This window comes from Brevundimonas sp., assembly GCF_035999125.1.
GTDB lineage: Bacteria > Pseudomonadota > Alphaproteobacteria > Caulobacterales > Caulobacteraceae > Brevundimonas.
In genome coordinates, this window is record NZ_DASYGX010000007.1 from 167514 (window position 1) to 185541 (window position 18028).

14 protein-coding genes are annotated in these 18028 nt (G+C 66.0%); 6 read left to right on the forward strand and 8 right to left on the reverse strand.

Annotated features, from left to right (window positions below; genetic code table 11):
* Positions 1-55: 55 nt before the first annotated feature.
* From VGN45_RS06400 to VGN45_RS06430, 7 genes are all read right to left on the reverse strand, one after another.
* Positions 56-322 (reverse strand): DUF6117 family protein, encoded by a 267-nt coding sequence (locus VGN45_RS06400; protein WP_327460522.1) that lies wholly within the window; start codon positions 320-322, stop codon positions 56-58.
* Positions 323-401: 79 nt separating this feature from the next.
* Positions 402-944 carry a hypothetical protein gene (locus VGN45_RS06405; RefSeq protein ID WP_327460524.1) on the reverse strand — a complete coding sequence of 181 codons (543 nt, stop codon included), beginning with the start codon at positions 942-944 and terminating at the stop codon, positions 402-404.
* 61 nt (positions 945-1005) lie between these two features.
* The gene (locus VGN45_RS06410) at positions 1006-3120 is read right to left on the reverse strand and encodes a ParB/RepB/Spo0J family partition protein (protein WP_327460526.1); all 2115 of its coding nucleotides are present in this window, start codon (positions 3118-3120) and stop codon (positions 1006-1008) included.
* Between the two features lie 172 nt (positions 3121-3292).
* On the reverse strand, positions 3293-4255 hold the full coding sequence (locus VGN45_RS06415; RefSeq protein ID WP_327460528.1) for an ArdC family protein: 963 nt from the start codon (positions 4253-4255) through the stop codon (positions 3293-3295).
* 306 nt (positions 4256-4561) lie between these two features.
* A complete protein-coding gene (locus VGN45_RS06420) occupies positions 4562-6565 on the reverse strand; it encodes a hypothetical protein (RefSeq protein WP_327460530.1) in 2004 nt (667 codons plus the stop codon).
* Positions 6562-8928 carry a sensor histidine kinase gene (locus VGN45_RS06425; protein WP_327460532.1) on the reverse strand — a complete coding sequence of 789 codons (2367 nt, stop codon included), beginning with the start codon at positions 8926-8928 and terminating at the stop codon, positions 6562-6564. The genes VGN45_RS06420 and VGN45_RS06425 overlap by 4 nt, the downstream gene beginning before the upstream one ends.
* A 2-nt stretch (positions 8929-8930) precedes the next feature.
* Complete coding sequence (locus tag VGN45_RS06430; protein WP_327460534.1) at positions 8931-9182, reverse strand: ribbon-helix-helix domain-containing protein; 252 nt, start codon at positions 9180-9182, stop codon at positions 8931-8933.
* 167 nt (positions 9183-9349) lie between these two features.
* Between VGN45_RS06430 and VGN45_RS06435 the strand changes: the two genes are divergently transcribed.
* The 3 genes from VGN45_RS06435 to VGN45_RS06445 are packed head-to-tail and all read left to right on the forward strand — an operon-like array spanning position 9350 to position 11538.
* Positions 9350-9766 carry a GIY-YIG nuclease family protein gene (locus VGN45_RS06435; RefSeq protein ID WP_327460536.1) on the forward strand — a complete coding sequence of 139 codons (417 nt, stop codon included), beginning with the start codon at positions 9350-9352 and terminating at the stop codon, positions 9764-9766.
* A gap of 14 nt (positions 9767-9780) precedes the next feature.
* Entirely contained in the window at positions 9781-11079 is a 1299-nt protein-coding gene (locus VGN45_RS06440) for a DNA sulfur modification protein DndB (protein WP_327460538.1), read from the forward strand.
* Between the two features lie 60 nt (positions 11080-11139).
* Entirely contained in the window at positions 11140-11538 is a 399-nt protein-coding gene (locus tag VGN45_RS06445; RefSeq protein ID WP_327460540.1) for a hypothetical protein, read from the forward strand.
* On the opposite strand, the gene VGN45_RS06450 is transcribed toward VGN45_RS06445, so the two are convergent.
* Positions 11488-12663, reverse strand: a complete 1176-nt coding sequence (locus VGN45_RS06450) for a cysteine desulfurase family protein (RefSeq protein WP_327460542.1) — start codon at positions 12661-12663, stop codon at positions 11488-11490. The two genes, VGN45_RS06445 and VGN45_RS06450, sit on opposite strands and share 51 nt — an antisense overlap.
* A gap of 92 nt (positions 12664-12755) precedes the next feature.
* On the opposite strand from VGN45_RS06450, the gene VGN45_RS06455 reads away from it, so the two are divergent.
* The 3 genes from VGN45_RS06455 to VGN45_RS06465 are packed head-to-tail and all read left to right on the forward strand — an operon-like array spanning position 12756 to position 18018.
* Positions 12756-13757 carry a DUF4007 family protein gene (locus tag VGN45_RS06455; protein ID WP_327460544.1) on the forward strand — a complete coding sequence of 334 codons (1002 nt, stop codon included), beginning with the start codon at positions 12756-12758 and terminating at the stop codon, positions 13755-13757.
* Positions 13754-17182 carry a hypothetical protein gene (locus VGN45_RS06460; protein ID WP_327460546.1) on the forward strand — a complete coding sequence of 1143 codons (3429 nt, stop codon included), beginning with the start codon at positions 13754-13756 and terminating at the stop codon, positions 17180-17182. The genes VGN45_RS06455 and VGN45_RS06460 overlap by 4 nt, the downstream gene beginning before the upstream one ends.
* Positions 17179-18018 carry a phosphoadenosine phosphosulfate reductase family protein gene (locus VGN45_RS06465; RefSeq protein ID WP_327460548.1) on the forward strand — a complete coding sequence of 280 codons (840 nt, stop codon included), beginning with the start codon at positions 17179-17181 and terminating at the stop codon, positions 18016-18018. The genes VGN45_RS06460 and VGN45_RS06465 overlap by 4 nt, the downstream gene beginning before the upstream one ends.
* Positions 18019-18028: the final 10 nt, after the last annotated feature.

Sequence of the window (18028 nt, forward strand, 5' to 3'; positions counted from 1 at the left end):
CTCTGGTCGCCGTCCGGCAGGACGACGGGGCCCGGCGCGGATGCGCCGAGCCCCGTCAAGCCCGACCCCGTGTGGGCCCGTCCGGCGTTGAGCCGAAGCCGCCACCCTCGGCGGGCGGTCGATACGCCTCGTAGGGGTTGCCGGGCGCGAGGTGGCCGAAGGGCGTGAACAGATAGTCGCCGCCGTCGCGGCCGACGGCGCAGAGGACGTAGCGGGTCTCGCCCGTCGCGGCGTCGAGGCACTCCATGAGCGCGAGGTCGTCGGCCTTTGCGGCCCGGATGAGCGTCTGGAAGTTGGTGCGGGCGTGGTCTGAGATCGCCATGGCAGGTGTCCTGAAAGGACGAAATCCGGCGTATTGAAGGGCTCGTCGATGTGGATCGAGGATTCGGGAATCGCTCGGGTCAGTAGCCGAACGACCAGGACGGCCAGCTCTGGCCATTGTCCGAGGCGGCCACTGCGGCTTCGAGGTCGTCGGCGTCGCCGTCGATCAGGATGGGATCGCGGACCGGCGTCTCGTCGATGATCTTCACGCGTGCAACCAGGCCGTCTTCGACCTCGACGTGGACGGGCACCTGATAGCCGAACACCACACGCCGCGGCGTCGGCTCGGCCGGCGGGTCGGGATGGTCGAAGGTGGGCAGGTCGAGCAAGGGCGCGACGTCGCCGTCGAACAACACCCAGACCGCATCGTGGGCGTGCGCCTTGCGGAGCACGGCGACGAGCGACAGCGGCAGTTCGTCCAGCGGCCCGTCCTCGACGATGCCGGTGTGAACCCAGCAGCCGTAGCAATGCGGTTCGATGACAAGTTGATGCCACGGATTTTCGGCGTCGTAGCCGAAGCCGCCCGGCCGTCCCGGTTGGGTGTCGGCCAGGGTCCGGAGCTGGGCGAAGGTCTCGGGCTCGAGGTGCAGCGCCGACACTTCGGCGTAACGAAGAGTCTGCATGGAAGGTCTCCTTATCAGGCAAGCGGGATGCGGGACGGCCGTAGCCGCCCCGCACCTCCGGTCACTCGGCGGCGATGGCGAACGGCTCGTCGGCCTCGTCTCCCTCGCGCTCCTCAGACTCCTCGTCGTCGGTGAGGAAGTCGGGCAGCGCTTCGGCCTCGGACGGGATGTCGGCGGTTGCCTCCACCTCGTCGGACGCGCTGCGCAGCGGGTGGGGAAGCCAGCCGGTGTCTGCCAGCAGCCGCTCGGCTTCCTTAGCCATGTCACCCTTCTTGAGATGGTCGATCAGCTGGGCCGCCATCTCGCCCTTGCCCTCGCGCACGGCTTCCAGGATCCGGGCCTTGGTGACCCGGCCGAGATAGTTTCCGACGGTCGGCGTCCAGCCAGCCTCCACCATGTCGAGACCGACCGCCTGCGCCAGCCGGTCGGCGTCGGCGATGCGCTGCCGAACCGTCGCCGGCGAGACGGCTCCATAGGGGTTGGCGCGCTCGAACAGCGCGTTCACCCCGTAGCTGACGCAGTGCGCTAGCAGCGCCAGCCGGGCCGCGTCGTCCAGGCCGGCGAGATGGTCCCAGAGCGCCTGGTCGTCGCTGGGCAGGTTCGCCGCGAGGGCATCGTGCCGGGCGGTGACGCTGGTCGCCGCCGCGCTGTCCTTGAGGTCATCGGCCTGGACGGGGAAGAAGACGTGCCGGACCGAGGCTTCGAGGCAACCGCCGCTGCGGTGATGGAAGCTGTCGGCGACGAGCCGGTGAAGTAGCGCGGTCAGCGCCACCTGCGGGTTGGCCGCGACCGCGTCGCGCAGCGCCAGCGTCCGGTGCGCGGTCAGTTCGGTGACCAGCCGGTCGGGGAGCGGCTTGATCGCCTCCTCGTCCTCGTCCGGCTCGGTCGGCTGGCCGCCGACGGTGATCACCGCCCGCTGAGGACCGGGAACGGCGGCGGGCTCGACCTCGCCTCCATCGCCCTCGGGACCCGACGCCTCGACCGGGGCCTCGTCCTCGGGCCGGACATAGCCGCGCTCGACCCTGAGACTCCCTGAGCCGTCGATCGAGGCGAACACGCCGGCGCGTGCGATCTCGGCTGGATCGTAGACCGTGGGCCGGTTCTGGAACGCTGCGATCGCCGTCTCGACCTCCTCGAGCCTGAGGTCGACCGCTTCGGGCAGCTCGTCCTCGCCCTCGTGCTCGGCATAGGTGCGATCGAGCTCGTCGACGAGCGCGTCGTAGGTCGCCTGCTCCTCGTCGGTGAGCGTCGGACGCTCGCCGTCGATGCGGCGCAGCCCGCCGGTGTGGCCGTACGGGAAGTCGATCGCGGCCTCGACCCACTTCCAGCCCTCGGCCCCGATCGCCTCAGCCTCGCGCGCCAGGCGCTCGGTTGCGAGCCGCTCCAGGAGCCACACGTCCTCGAACCAGCCGCCGCGGTCCTCGGTGAAGAGGTCGCGGCCGATGACGCCGCCGGCCTCCGAATAGGCCTCGGCGCCGACGAACACCGCGCGCCGGTCGGTGGCGGCCACCGCGCCCTCGGTCAGCATGCGACGGATGTAGTAGGGCTCGCGGTTGTAGCTCTTGGCGAGGCTCTCCCAGACCTGGAGCTGGCGGGCGTGGTCGCCGGTGATGGTGAAGGCCATCAGTTGATCGAGCGTCATGCCGTCTTCCGCATAAACGTCGAGCAGCGCCGGCGCGACCGAGGCCAGCCGGAGGCGTTGGCGCACGATCGCCACCGAGACGAAGAACCGCGCCGCGATCTCCTCCTCGCCCTGGCCGCGCGCGACGAGCGCCTGGAAGGCGCGGAACTGGTCGAGCGGGTGAAGCGCCTCGCGCTGCGAGTTCTCGGCGAGGCTGTCCTCCTCGGCCGGGATCGGCGAGGCCGCGTCGCGGACGTTGCAGGGGATCGGATGGGTCTTCGCCAGGCGCTTGGCCTTGACCAGGGCCTCGAGCGCCCGGAACCGGCGGCCCCCGGCGGGCACCTCGAACATGCCCGTCTCTTCGCCGTCGGCGGTGGCGACGGGGCGGACGTTGAGGTTCTCGAGTAGGCCGCGGCGGGCGATGTCCTCGGCGAGCTCGCCGATCGAGACGCCCGCCTTGACCTTGCGGACGTTGGCCTGGGAGAGCACGAGCTTGTTGAAGGGGATGTCGCGACGGTCGCCGAGCGAGGCGATCTTCAGGACCTGGGTTGCCATGTCAGATACTCCGCGACGGGCGGCCAGGAGCCTCTCTCTCGACCTCCAACCCGTCACGAAGACCGGCGCAGCCCTTTTCCTCTGAAGCGGGCTGCGCCGGAAAGCCGGAGATGAGGAAACGCACGGAGCTGCAGAGCCGCCGAAGCGGATCGGCGGATCGGCGGGATTAAGATCAGGCGGCGATCCGCTCGGGCTCGGCCGTGGCGACGCCCGGCTCGGCGCCCAGCCGGAAGGCGAGCAGATAGTCGGCGGCTTTCGATGCGGCCGACGCCGCGCGCACCACGGCGCGATTGTCTTCGCGCAGCACCTCGAGCCAGGAGCCGATATAGTCGGCGTGGCGCACGGTCGGCACGATCCCGAGCGAGGCGCAGGCGAAGGCGGCGCAAAGCTCCGCCACGAGCTCCTCCTGGGCGTATTTCTTCGAGCCGAAGCCGCCGGAGAGGTCGCGGTCGAGTCGGGAGGGGTGGCCCGACCAATGGCCGAGTTCGTGCAAAGCCGTGCGGTGCCAGTTGATCGGGTCGAAGTAAGCCTCCGGGCGCGGCACGTGCACATAGTCGGGACCCGGCGCGTAGAACGCCTTGTCGCCCCCGAGCCGCAGGTCCGCGCCGCTCGCCCGGATCAGCGCCTCGACCTCGGGCAGGATCAGCCCCTCCGGCATCGGCGCAGGCGTGGGGACGAGATCCTCGGCCAGCCCTTCGCACTGGTCGACGTTGAAGACCGTGAACCGCTTCAGGAACGGGATCGCCTGGGCGTCTTCGCCGGTCTCGCGGGCGCGCCGCTTCTCGCCGTCGGGCACGAAGCGGTCGGCGTAGACGACGGTCACGCCGCGTTCGCCCTTGCGGACGTTGCCGCCTAGCGACAGCGCCTGGCGGAAGGTGAGCCAGCTTTGGGAGGCGTAGCCGCGGGCGATCACGGCGCCCCAGAGGATCAGGACGTTGATGCCCGAATAGCACCGGGAGGTGGCCGCGTTCCGCGGCATGGCGAGCGGCGCGGCGACGCCGGTCGACCCCCAGGGCTGGACCCAGGGTAATCGGCCGGCCTCGAGCTCGGCGATGATGCGGTCGGTGATCTCGTCGTAGAGATTGGTGCGATCGGCGCGGGCCGGGGCGGAGCGGTAGCGGGAAGGACGTGACATCGCGGGTCTCCGCGACGGGCCGGCCGGGAGCCTCTCTCTCGACCTCCAGACCCGTCACGGCGACAGCCGCGGCCCTCTTCCTCTCGCGCGGGGCGTTGCGGGGCGCGGCCCCGCAGAAGGGGTCAGCCGAGACTTGAGGCTCGGCCGCAGGGGAAGGCTTTCCCCTCCGGGTCGCGTCTCTCGGCTTTCCGGCGTTGCGATCCCAAGGGCGTCGTCAGCGCAGTCGGTGTGGATTTCGATCCGAAGCGGCGCGTGGTCGAAGATCTGCCAGATGCGCCATTTCTAAGCGCGCCTCCTACTAAAGGACTAAGCTAGTCCTTCAGGCGCAGGGGCCGCGTTTTTCGGCGGGGCGGGCGCACCTTCGGGTTGCGGCGGGGGGGTGGTCGACGCGCGTCGTGGCGGATCGGTCACGATCACGATCACGCCCGCATTGACGAGATCGCCCGACCCAAGGGCCTGGTCCTCCTTCCGATTGCGCGCGATCACGCCGATACTCCGGACCTTGTTGCCGTTCATGGCCCCGCTCGGAGAGGGAATGCCTTTGAACTGGTTCGCGTCCGGACTCGGAAGCTCGAGCCCGTTGATGAGGGCAGAGGTCAGATCGTCGGGGTTGGCCTGGAGGTGCTGCAATGCTTCCCGCGCACGCTCATGCACGGTGTTCACATCAAAAGCGGCGATCGCCCGCTCGATCTGCTCGCAGGCGTCATCGGTCAGCACGAGACGCATTGCGCCGATGCCAGGCCGACCGACGAAGCACGTGCTGTCTTCTTGCAAAGCCTCGATCGGCAACCGCTCGGGAATCTTGTCCGCCCCGGGCATGTAGACTTGCACGCGCACTGGGAAGGCCGCGGGCATCAATCCCGGCAAACCGACGCGGCCCATGCCCGACAGCATCTTCTGCTGCAGTTCCAAAGCATGGGACTCCCGCAGTCTCGCCACGACCTCCAGCCCGCCTTCGGCGACGGCCTCGGCGAGCCTGGCGGGCGCGATCATGTCGACGTGCTTCAGGTTCCACTTGATCCAGTAGCGCTCGCCGTCGAGTTCGGCGACGGGCGTTCGCACAGGATCGTCCTCGTAGCTCCAGTCTCGCGCCGAGAGCGGCTTCAGTGTGCCGACGAGCAACATCACGCGCTTGGCGCCATCCCGCTGCAAGTCGCAAGCTGGGGTCATGACCGCCAGAACTTCGTTGCGGCCCACGTCATCGAGAGGGCAGGGGAGCTGACGGTCGGGCGGACTTGGTCGAAGGAGATCGCCGAAAGCCACGCCGCAAGCCGTTCCGGTGAGGCGCAAGCGCTCGTGATGCTGAAAGAGCGAGCGGTAGACGAGTTGCTGTAGGTCAGGCGAGCCCGCCACATAGGGCGGTGGGTAGCTCTCGGCGGTGATGCCGTCGAGCGCCTGGGCAGCGCTGATCAGCCGCTCCTCGCGCTCGATTTCGTGTTGGAGCACACGGTCGAAGATGTCGACGACATAGCTGCCGGTCGGCTCCCCCTCCTCGCTGAGGAGCAGCTGCTCCACCTGGGCATAGTCGGAAAGATCCAGTTTCCGCATCAGGGCGAGGGTGCGACCGACCGCGTCGCTCACGCTCGCTTCCCAAGCGTGGAGGAAGGCGGCGAGCTTGGTCGAGTCCGCGTAGTGGTCGGTCAAGCGAGAGAGCAGTCGGGCCAGCTTCCCCTCGGCGATCTCGGCTTTCCGCGTGATGCGGAACGCCGACGCCTGCAGCCCGACTTCATCCCGAAATTCTTCTCGCCTATTGGCGAGCCGGTTGCTCCGGGACATCAGGATCACCAGCGGCGGGTGCGACGGCCGTGCGGCGACGACCTGTTTCAGCCCCTCCTTGGAATGCGTGATCGCTTCGGCATCCTGCATCGACCCGAGAAACAGGTCGATCACAACGAGATCGACCTCGGCGGCCGCGGCGGTGAAGTCGCGGCCGGCGGTCGTCACCTTGAGCCCGAGCGCCTCCAGTTGGCGCTGGAGGTCGTCGACATACTCTCTGTCCTGGGCCATGTCCCCGACGTAGCGGGCGAACACCGGGTTGATCAGTTCGGGGCGAAGCTGATCGCGAGTCTGCCAGAGGCTTCGAACGAATCCGTCTGATGTCCTGAGCTGATCGGCATCCAGCGCATCGAACTCGGGCGCGATCGCGCGCAAGGTCTCGCGGTCATCCTCGCCGAGATCATCGAAGAAGTTGGTCCATTCCTCGACGTCGATCGCCAAATCCGCGGCGAGCGGAACCGCGTCGTAGACGTCGTCGACGATCACGGCGCGGCGTACACCTGCGGCCGCGAGGCGTTCGGGCAGGTCGGTCACGATCGCACCACGGTGTTGGGAAGCTCCAGCACGAAGCGGTGAAGCCGGCCGGTCTCAGGATTGACGGTCTCATCGAGGGTCAGCGTGCCCCCATGATGCTCGGCGGCCTCGCGTGCGATGAAGAGGCCAAGGCCGCGCCGCTTGCTCTTTTCCTTGAGCGAGAAGAACGGCCTGAACACCGTTTCCCGGTTGTCCGGCGCGATGCCGCGTCCGTTATCCTCGAAGATGAGGCTCGGCGGATTGGTGTCCAGCTCGATGGAAATGGAGGGCTGGAAGCTCGACTCTCGCTCCGCTCGCAAGTCGAGCCAGTAGATCGAGTTCGAGATCAGGTTCTCGAGGATCTGGACGACCATGCCCTTCACAGCGCGGACCCGGAGGGGATGGCGCGGGAGTGCGAGTCTAAGGTCGACACTGTGCCGCTCGAACTGCGCCTCATGAGCCTCGAGCGAGTCCCGGACCAACTGGACAAGGTCGAACAGCTCGGGGGTCTGCCGCCCCGAGATGCTGAGCGGATCCAGCACGCGGACGCGCTTGCTGATGCTCTTCATCTCGGCGCGGAGAGTGTCGACGTGTGCGCGGATATCTTGAGGCACCGAGCGGCGATGGAGCACGTCGAGCGCTTTAAGCGCGTTCTCGGATGCTCGCGCGAGCTCGTGGGCGACGACCTCCACCATCAGGCCGACGCCGGCCATCTCGACCATCTGTCGGCTCTCTTGCTCGACCTGCGCGATGCGCGTGCGGGCGCGCTCGGCGAACTCGGAGAACTCGAGCAGCGTCTGGTTCAACTCTTCCAGGGCGTCCCGGCCCTCGGCCGGCACCAGCCGCTGCAGGCGGCGGTGCGCGATCTTCGCTCGGTCCTCCAGACGATCGATCTCCGTCTTCGCGTCCGACAGGTCGATCTTCTGCGCCTTGTACTGGCGTTCGACGTCCTTCAGGAAACGGCCGAGCAGGGTCTGGACGACGTACTGCATCGCGTTGACGAGCACATATTGCTCGGGAGTTTGGCGGAGACCCTCGCGGTTTGTCTGGTCCACCAGCTGCGGGTTCAGGGCGCGTCCGATCGTCACCCGGCCGACGAACTGGGTCTTGTTGAGCGTGTAGCCCGAGCGACGGAGCGCTTTGCGATCGAGGGCCAGCCAGTCGTCCTCGTCCTCGCCATACGGGAAGACGCGGAATCGATCGCGGAACAACAGGATGCCCGACCACTGCTCCTGCCTCTCTTTGAGCGAGTGCTGCTCGCCCGTGGTGTCGAACCCTGAAAGCCGACGCCGATTGTACCAGTGAGCTTCAAAGGCGAACGGACCGACCGAAACCAGCGCCGAGTCGGGCACAGGTCCGTCCTTGCCGATGATGGCGGCTTGGAGATCATGCAGCGGCACGATGATGCGCTGCGTCTCGTGAGGATGCTCGAACCCGAGGTTCAGCGCCTCCAGCGTGACCTCAAGCTCGGGGATGTCGTTTGTGACGCGGTACTCGCCCTGCACGCGGGCGTGCGCCGCGGCGATGAGGTCGCGGCTCATCCACGGAATAGCGACGCGCTCGCCGTTCCAGTACAGCGCCACCCTCGGGCGCGATTTTTGGTCGAGGAACGGATCGGTCAGGCGCGCGAAATCGTACTCGGCCATCCTCCGTACGCGCGTTTCGGTCCAATCTTCGCTCAGGTCGGCGATGACGATTGTCGTTCCGGACCAGGTCGGCGCCGGCTTTGCAGGCCCGTCCTCTGGGGCGACGGCCACCTGATCGAGCATCGCATCGATATCGGCGAACCGGGTCCAGTCGATGTCTAGGCGGTTGAGGATGACGTCGTCGGCGCGAGCGGTGTCGACGCGCAACCGATCGCCGAGCCGCATCGCCGACAGGCGGCCGATCCCTTTCTCGCCCAGATAAGGGCTCTCACGATCGCCGCGCCGAAGAGCGGCTTCGACGTCCCGCTTTCGGGAGGCGGTTCCGATCACCAGGAAGTTGTTCTCGAGGTCCTGCCGCGACATGCCCGAGCCCGTGTCGCTGACGGTGATGGTGTTGCAGCGCGCTTGAGCCTCCTTGAGCGCGCGGCGCAGGGCGACATGGGTTGTGGCTCCGTCGATAAGCCCTTCGAACTCAGTCCGTGCCGCCTCGCTGGCGCTCGGCGCCAGAGCAGCCCGGATCTCCCGTTTGAGAGCCGCGACGCTGACGGTTTCGTCGCGAGTCCGTTTGCGCAGCGTCAGGTAGGTGTTCTTGCGCAGAACGATGTCGAACTTGATGTCGACGCCGTTCCTCGTCCGTGCGTCGAACCCGTTTTTGATCAGCTCGTAAAAGGCGATGATGTCGGAGCTGATCAACTCCGACCCGAGCTCGAGCACTGTGCGCGCGGAAATACGAAACACGATCAGGTCCGCTTTGCGTTCGGCGGGGTGGAGCCACGCGCCTTGAGGGCCGCGCCGCCGCGCGGCAGAGGCGTCTCGTCCGCCAGGCGCGCCATTCCGTGTTTCACGAACAGGTCGTTCAGCGCTTCGGCGAGAAGCGTCTGCTGCGTGGTGTCACGGTCCATCGCCAGGCGGCGCAGGGCACGCGCCACCTCGGGCTCGAAGTACCCGGCGATCTGCTTGCGTGTCGACCTCGCGGTCGCGTGATCCGGCATGGCGCTCCCCCGACCCTGACACGCCACAGAACACGATATCACGCAACAAGTATTCGAATAGTCAAAGTGTCGACATTTCAAGTCTTCAGATTGTTTGTGCAGCAGCTCTTGACGGAGCCGAAGACAAAAGACATGTTTGTGCAAACATATTAACTAGGACAACAAACATGGCGGCGGCTGAGCGCAAGAATGCGGCATGGCGGGAGGTCGTGGAGGCGGTGCGCCAAGAGCGCGCCGATCGCCTGCTGACCCAAGAGATCAGCTGGTCGCCGGACGGGACGGTCGAGTTGGTGCTCACCCGAGAGTTCATGGTCCCGGACGACGCCGGCGTCTACCTGATCCACGACCTTCGAGGCGTCCTCTATGTCGGGCAGTCGCGCAAGCTCCGGCAGCGCTTCGTCCAGCACGATCGTCTCCGCCGCAACCGGCTGCTGCATCTCGCGATGAGCCGCCCTGTCGGCATCATGCGCTTCAGCTGGCGCCTCGTCGCCGACGAAGAAGAACGCTCCGCTTTCGAGCGCGAGCTCGTCGCCACCCTCCAGCCGGTCTGCAACCGGCAGCTGCTCGACACCCCCCTGATCTAAAAAGGAGAAGACCCATGGCCCTGCTTATTCCCGCCATCAAAGGCCGCATCGGCAATACCGAGTATTTTGAGACCACCATGCGCGTGCGCGACCTGGTGCAGGCCGTCCGCCGGCCCAGCGAGCTCGACGAGTGGGCAAACTTCTCGATCGAGGAGCGCATGCAGCGCGAACTCGACGACAAGCGCGTGCGCGAACAGATCGTGCCCTATCTGACGCGTAACGAGGACCGCTTCTTCGGGTCGATCATCGTCCTGGTGTACAATGGCGAGGTCCTGTTCGAGACCATCGCCGACCTGAAGATCAGCGTGCCGGGCGCCTACAAGGCGAACGCGCACCGCATCGGCTTCGTCACCATCGACGGCGGCAGCCTGATCGTGCTCGACGGCCAGCACCGTCTGGCGGCGCTCAAAAGCGTCTACGAGCCCAAGCAGGATGGCGTGGTGTACGGCCCCTACGTCAAGGACATTCCTGACGACGAGGTCTGCGTCATTTTCCTCAAGCACGAGAATCCGGTGAAGACGCGCCGCATCTTCAACACCGTCAACCGCTATGCGAAGCAGACGAGCCGCGGCGACAACATCATCACCAGCGAGGATGACGGCTACGCTATCGTGACCCGGCGCCTGCTCCGCGATGACGAGCCGCTTGGCAACCGGCTCGTGAACGGCAAGCCGTTCGAAGTCGTCAACTGGAAGAGCAACACGCTCACCACGCGCAGCCGCCAGCTGACGACGATCAGCGCGGTTTATGAGAGCGCGTCCCTGATCCTCGGCAACAGCTTCTATCAGCCGCAGACGCGGCCGGACGACCTGAAGCTCGACGAGGGCGCCGAGCGTGTCGGCGCCGTCTGGCAAGCGATGCTCGAGGGATTGAAGCCTTATCAGGACGCTCTCGCCAATCCGGAGAACATCCCGGCGATGCGAGACGAGAATGCGCCGCATGCTTTGCTGTTCAAGCCGGCCGCGCAGATCGCGCTCCTGCGGGGGCTCTTGAACGCCACTGCCGGCGACCGCATGACCATGGCCGAGGCGGTCAAACGCGCAAACGCGATCGACTGGCGCATGCAGGCGCCGATGTGGGTGGGCGTCATCATGAAGGCGAGCGGCGCGATCGATGCTGGGTCGGAAGCGCGCAATCGCGCAGGCAGTCTGATCAACTGGCTGATCGCGGCTGACGTGATGCCGAAAGAGGAGCGCGAGGCGATCCGCCGAATCTACAACCAAGCTTTCGGCATCGATGTGAACGACGCCGAACAGGCGAAGTCGGCGCGCGAGCTGCCCGAGCCCGTGGGCGGGGCGAAGCTGGCCGCCTGACTAATCACAGTGCGCGGGCGCGCAGCCGCGCTCCCGCGCCTTACCGTATGGAAGGATGAGATGATGATTATCGACCAGAAGCTCTATTTGATGTTGCACGAAGCGACAGACCATAGTCCTGATTACGGCCAGTTTGTCAGCGGCGGCGATCCGGTCTCCGCCGTTGAACGTCACTATGCCGAGATGGATGCTTGGTGTTCGCCAGCCCAAGACCCTGATTTCCACGAGGAATTCTGTGTCTGGCTCCACGAAATCCCTGAGCAGCTCGCAGAGACTATTCAGGAACAGTTCGAAGGCTTGCGAGGAGGTGAGTATAGTGCCGCAACCGCGGCGCTGCTCACTGAAAACCCGGAAATCGAAGCGATACTCGTGAACGTGCTCTACACCGCCGAGGGCGGCGCAACGGCCTCATTGATGCCCGTTGTGCCGCAACTCCTCGGCTCCTTCGGCAAGAGCTGAGACAACCGCAGCCGCCTGACCGTCGTCTGTGAAGCGGCCAAGGCTGAGGCGGATCGATTCGGAAGCTTCAGCTCCGCTCAATCCCATCGCGATAAGGACATGCGACGGTTCGGTCGTGCCCGATGTACAGGCCGATCCAGTAGCCGCGGCAAGTTTCGGGCGAACGGCCGCAAGAAGAAGCTCCGCCTCGATTCCGGGCACACGGATGTTCAGGTTTCCCGGATGCCGCGAGATCAGCGTTCCATTGACCTCCAGATCGGGGAGTTTGGCGCGGAGCTGATCGAGCAGCCGGTCGCGAAGGCGACGAGTTCGCTCGATCTCGGTCTCGCGCTCGTCCGACAGAATTTGGCAGGCGGCACCGAAGCCAACGCACAGGGGTGTGGGCAACGTGCCCGGCCGCAGGCCGTCTTCCTGACCGCCTCCGAACATGATCGGCCGCAGCTGCGGTCGCCGTTCCCGGCGAACATAGAGTGCGCCGATGCCTTTCGGCCCATAGGCTTTATGCGCCGACAAGGAGACGAAATCGACGTTCCAGTCATCGACATCGATGCGTTCGACCGCGAGGGCCTGCGCTGCATCTGAGTGGAACAGCGCGCCGGCCGCGCGGCAGAGCTCGCCGATCTGCGCAATCGGCTGCGCAACCCCGGTCTCGTTGTTCACGGCCATGACCGAGACGATCGCCGTGTTTCGTCCGATCAGTCGGGCAAGTTCGTCGGCGTCAATCATGCCGTCGGGGCGTACGGGAGCGACACGCAGCGCGAATCCTTCGTCGACGAGGGCGCGGCCTACCGCGAGCACACACTTATGCTCGATCGCGGAGACGACGATCTCGCGCCGGGCCGGCAACGCCGCCCGCGCTGCGCCGAGCAGCGCAAGATTGTTGGCTTCGGTCGCGCCGGAGGTGAAGATGACTTCGTCCGAATCGGCGCCAATCAGCGACGCGACCTGATCGCGCGCTCGGTTGATTGCGGCGTCAGCGTCCCAACCATAGGCGTGGTCCGCGGCGTGCGGATTGCCGAGGCCGGCCGCGCCCTCGAAATGAGGGCGCATCGCGGCGAAGACGCGAGGGTCGAGCGGGGTGGACGCCTGATAGTCCATGTAGACGCCGTGCGTCCCTCCGCTCATTGCACTCTCCACCGCTCGTTCGAACTCGCCACTGGCGGTTACCGCCAGTCCACGCTATGGTCCACTGGTCTCGCTCACCAGTAAGGCCTTTTATGGCGCGCAGTCTACTCGATGATGGCCGGTTCAGACTGCAGTTCGCAGGTCATGAAACATTTCCGCTGCGTTATGGCTGGCTGAAGAAGTCTTTCGATGCGGTAGTGGCGGCAGAAGCGGCCGGGCAGACAGACACACGCTCGATCTTTACAGACGATGCGGCGATTGCGAACTTCGGCGTGGGTAAAAACATGGTCACATCGATGCGGCATTGGTCGCTCGCATCGGGGGTGCTGCAGATCAGCAATGATGAAGACTTGTCGTCCGCTGGCGGACAACTGCAACCGACTGCGCTCGGTCGGCTTCTGTTTGGCGAATCGGGCGATCCCTATCTTGAGCGCCCCGCGTCCCTATGGCTGCTGCATTGGCATCTGGCCGCCACCCCTGGGCGGGCGACGACGTGGTATTGGGCATTTAATGAATTGAATGAGCCGACGTTCACGCGCGATGTCGTGCGAACCCGACTCGGCCGTCGCTGCGATGAGCTTCGTGAGGACGGTCGGTTGAAGACGTCGCGCATCACCGAATCGACGCTGAAGAGCGATGTGCTGTGCTTCATCCGAACCTACGCCGTGAAAGCCGACGGCCGGTCGACGCAGGAAGATGCGCTTGAGTGTCCGTTGACCGAGCTTGGCCTCGTTCAGTCCGTCGATATCGGCTCGGCGTTCCAGTTTCGGCGTGGGCCGAAGTCGACGCTCCCCGACGAGGTATTCCTCTATGGGCTGCTTCGGTTCTGGCGCGGGCTCTATCAGACCCGTCGCGAATTCACCGTCGAGGCGGTGACCCATGAACCGGGGTCGCCGGGCCGGGTCTTCCTCTTGGATGAGGAAACGGTCGCCGAGCGGCTTGCGCGCCTGTCCGACCTCACGCGCGGGGCCGTGCGCTGGGACGAGTCGACCGGCATGCGGCAGGTCTACGCCGCTGATGTGATGACACTCGACCCCTTGGCCTTTGTCGAGCGGCTGTACCGCCGTACCCGCCCGGAGGCGAAGGCGGCATGACGAAGACACTTGATGGCGTCGTCCACGTCAGGCGCCGGTTTCAACGTTCGATCCGCGTCGACACCGACATCGGCGCTGCCGCGCTCGAGGGTTTTGTGTGTCCGCAAAGCGCAGGCGAATCGCTCCTGTCGATGGCGCGTCAGATCGAGGAGACGGGTCAGGGCGCCTTCACCTGGACCGGTCCGTACGGCTGCGGCAAGTCGAGTCTGGCGGTGGCGGTAGCGGCTTTGCTTGGCGAGCCGTCGCTCAAGGCTCACGCGCGTGCCGCTCTGGGACCGGACATCGCTAGCGCTCTGGAGCGGCAACTTGATCCGGACCAGCGCGGATGGACGGTGTTGCCGGTCGTTGGCAGTCGAGCGGACGCGGCCAAGATGGTCGGCGCGTCGCTCGATCAAGCGCTGGCGATCAAGCGAGCGCGTGGTCGCCCGAGCAAGGCGGAGGCCGATGTGATCGCGCGCCTTGTCGAGACAGCGAACCGCCCCGGCACCGCAGGAACGCTTCTCGTCATCGACGAGATGGGCAAGTTCTTGGAGGAGGCGGCTTACGGGGCGGCGGACGTCTACTTCTTCCAGCAGCTCGCGGAAGCGGCCAATCGCAGCCACGGACGGCTGATCGTGGTCGGTGTGCTGCACCAGGCCTTCGACGACTACGCCCATCGCCTCGGGCGCGAGATCCGCGACGAGTGGCTGAAGATCCAGGGCCGGTTCGCCGATGTGCCGATCAACGTCGCGGGCGAGGAGCAGGTCGAGCTTATCGCCCGCGCGATCGAGGCCGACGCCGGTCCCGAGACCAATGCAGCGCAGGCGGCAGCGATTGCTGACGCGATCCGGGCGCAGCGCCCGGCGACGGCCGCCGATCTCGGCGAGCGTCTCCACCAATGCTGGCCATTGCACCCGGTCGTAGCGAGCCTGCTCGGCCCGCTGTCGCGGCGGCGGTTCGGCCAGAATCAGAGAAGCGTTTTCGGATTTTTGAACTCTGCCGAGCCTTTCGGTTTCCAGGAGTATCTAAAGTCCGAGCCGGTGCTCGACGCGATGGCTTACGGGTCGACACACCTTTGGGATTACCTCCGCGCAAATCTGGAGCCATCGATCCTCGCCTCGCCTGACGGGCATCGCTGGTCGCTTGCGGTGGATGCGGTCGAGCGGAGCGAAGCCCGCGGCGCGGAGCCGGATCATGTCGCGATCGTCAAGGCGATCGCGTTGATCGACATGTTCAAGGAGCGTTCGGGGCTCCTCGCCAGCGGCGCTGTTCTCGCCCAGGCGCTTCCGTGGATCGAAGCCGATCGGCTCGATCGGTGCCTCGACGACCTGCAGTCCTGGTCAGTCGTCCTATACCGACGCCACGCGGGTGCATTCGCGATCTACGCCGGAAGCGATTTCGACATCGATGCAGCGGTCGCCGAGGTGCGAGCACGGCTTCCGGTGATCGATTTGGCACGCCTGCGCACTCTCGCGCTGCTGCAGCCGGTGCTCGCCAAGCGCCACTACCATGTCACGGGCGCATTGCGCTGGTTCGAGGTCGATATCGCGGCACTTGCAGATGGCACTGAGCGCGTGCGGCAGTTTCGCCCGCAATCCGGCGCCACCGGCTTGTTCCTGCTTCTCATCGGGACCGAGGCTGAAACGGACGCGAAGGCCAAGAAGCTGTGGAAGGCGGCCGCCGGAGCGGCGGAGCGTTGGCCCGCAGCCGTCGGGTGGACACGCGACAGCTTCATGATCCGCGAACTTGCGGCCGAGCTTCTCGCGCTGGAGGCGGTGCGCGCAGAGCGCTCTGAACTTCAGGGCGACGCAGTGGCTCGGCGCGAAGTGTCCGCTCGTATCGCTCGCCTCGCGGCAGAGGTCGAAGATCGCCTAAACCAGGCTTTCGATGGTGCGCAGTGGGCCTGGCAGGACCTTCAGTCTGAGGAGCTTGTCACTTCCGAGGGCGGGGCGACGCTCAACGCGATTGCGTCCGACCTAGCGGACCAGCGCTACAAGCTCGGACCCAAGCTCAAGAATGAGCTTCTGAACCGCATCAAGCCGTCGTCGAACGCCATCGCCGCGCAGAAGGAGTTGTTGAAGGCGATGGTCGAGCGCTGGCAGGAGCCGCGCCTCGGCATCGAAGGCTATCCTGCCTCACGCGGACTGTATGACTCGCTTCTGGAAGCGACCGGGCTCCATCAGCCCCGGGCTGACGATCCCGACCGGTACGTGTTCGCTGACCCGGTGGCGGGCGGTGACTACAATCTCGCGCCTCTCTGGACGGCGGCGGAGAGTTTGTTTCAGAACGCCGGCGCGACCGGGGCTGACCTCGCGACGCTTTATGCCGAGTGGCGCAAGCCGCCGTACGGCGTGCGCGACGGCCTCCTGCCGGTGCTTGCCATCGCCTATCTGATGTCCCGCGCCGGACGGCTCGCCGTTTATCTCGATGGCGCGTTCCAGCCTCGCGTTGGGTCGATCTTGATCGACCGGCTGGCGCAGGAGCCGGCGAGCGTGCGGCTCCGCTGGACCGAAGCCAGCGACTTCCATGTCCGCGTGCTCTCCGGCGTAGCGGAGCTTGTAGCCGAATTCGGCGCCATCCCGGCCAACCAGACGCATCCCGAAGCGATCGACGTCGCCCGCGGTCTGGTCGGCCTGGTGCTCGATCTGCCGGCTTGGGTCCTTCGGACTGGGAGGCTGTCGCCGGTCGCGACCAAGGTTCGAAACCTCGCCAAGCTGGCGAGCGATCCGAACAAGTTTCTGCTGGACGACCTGCCATCGCTCTTCGGCGCTGACGATCGGACTGCCGAAGAGGCCGAAGCGGTGGTTGGGGCGCTGCAGGAGGGACTGCGGGAACTGGTCGGCGCCTACCCGCTGCTGCTGCGCGAGCTGGAGGCGGTGCTGCTGCGCGAATTGAGGCTTGGCGAGCTGACGGAAAAGGTTCGCTCCGATCTATACGCCCGAGCGGCAGCCGTTCGGGGCCTTACTGGCAACTACCGGCTAGATGCCTTCGCGACGCGCCTTCAAACCTACGGGAGCGACCTGGAAGAGATTGAAGGGCTGGCGAGCCTGGCTGCGAACAAGCCGCCGCGCGATTGGGTCGATCGCGACATCGATCACGCCCGAGTAGAGATTGCCGCGCTTGCGCAGGAGTTCGTGCGGGCCGAGGCCTTTGCGCATGTGAAGGGTCGCGAGGATGGCCGTGTCCGGATGGCGATCTTCATTAGCGACCCCAGCCGTCCATCTCCGGTCCGTCCTGATTTCGACATCACGGCGGGACAGCAGCGCGAGGTGCGCGAGCTTGCCGGGCAGCTCGAGCGCTTGCTGGAGACCGCCGGCGCTAGCCGGGATGTGGCGCTGGCCGCCTTGGCGGAGCTTGGGGCTCGGCTGAGCGAGCCGGATCCGCAGCCCGCACTGCCGTTGGAGGTGCCGATCGCAGCAGTGGGACGGAAGGGAGCGAGACGATGAGCGAAGTAGGGGTCCGGCACGTTCTCGGTCTCTCGGGCGGGCGCGACAGCGCGGCCTTGGCGGTCTTCATGCGCCAGCACCATCCTGAGATCGAACTCGAGTATTTCTTCACCGACACGGGCAAGGAATTGCCCGAGGTCTATGAGTATCTTGTCTCGCTTGAAGGCTTCCTCGGCAAGCCGATCCAGCGGCTCAATCCAGACCGCACGTTCGATTTCTGGCTGACGCAGTACAAGAGCTTCTTGCCGTCGCCGAAAACGCGGTGGTGCACGCGCCAGCTGAAGATCCGCCCTTTCGAGCAATGGCTACGGCCGGACCTGGATGCCGGCGTCAAGATCGTCAGCTACGTGGCGATCCGGGGCGATGAGGATTACCGCGAAGGCTACGCGTCCACGCATCCCAACCTGTCGGTGCGGCTGCCATTTCGCGAGGAGGGGATCGACAAGGAAGGAGTCATCGAGATTCTCGATGCTTCCGGCGTCGGGCTGCCGAGCTACTACCGTTGGCGATCGCGCAGCGGCTGCACCTTCTGTTTCTTCCAGCAGAAGATCGAATGGGTGCGCTTGATGGACGAGCACCCGGAAGCCTTCGAAGAGGCCAAGGCCTATGAGAAGAATGCGGTCGAGCACGGGTCGCCGTTCACGTGGAGCCAAGGCGAGAGCCTCGACGCGCTTAGCCGTCCTGAGCGCGTCGTGCAGATCCGCGAAGACCATGAGCGGCGCGTGGCGCGCTTGCGCGAGCGGCAGCCGATAAATCCGCTTCGAGCTGAGCCCGAACCGCTCGACATCGATGTCGTCTACGGGTCGTCTAAGGTCTGTCTGGCCTGCCATAAATAGGAGTGGGGGC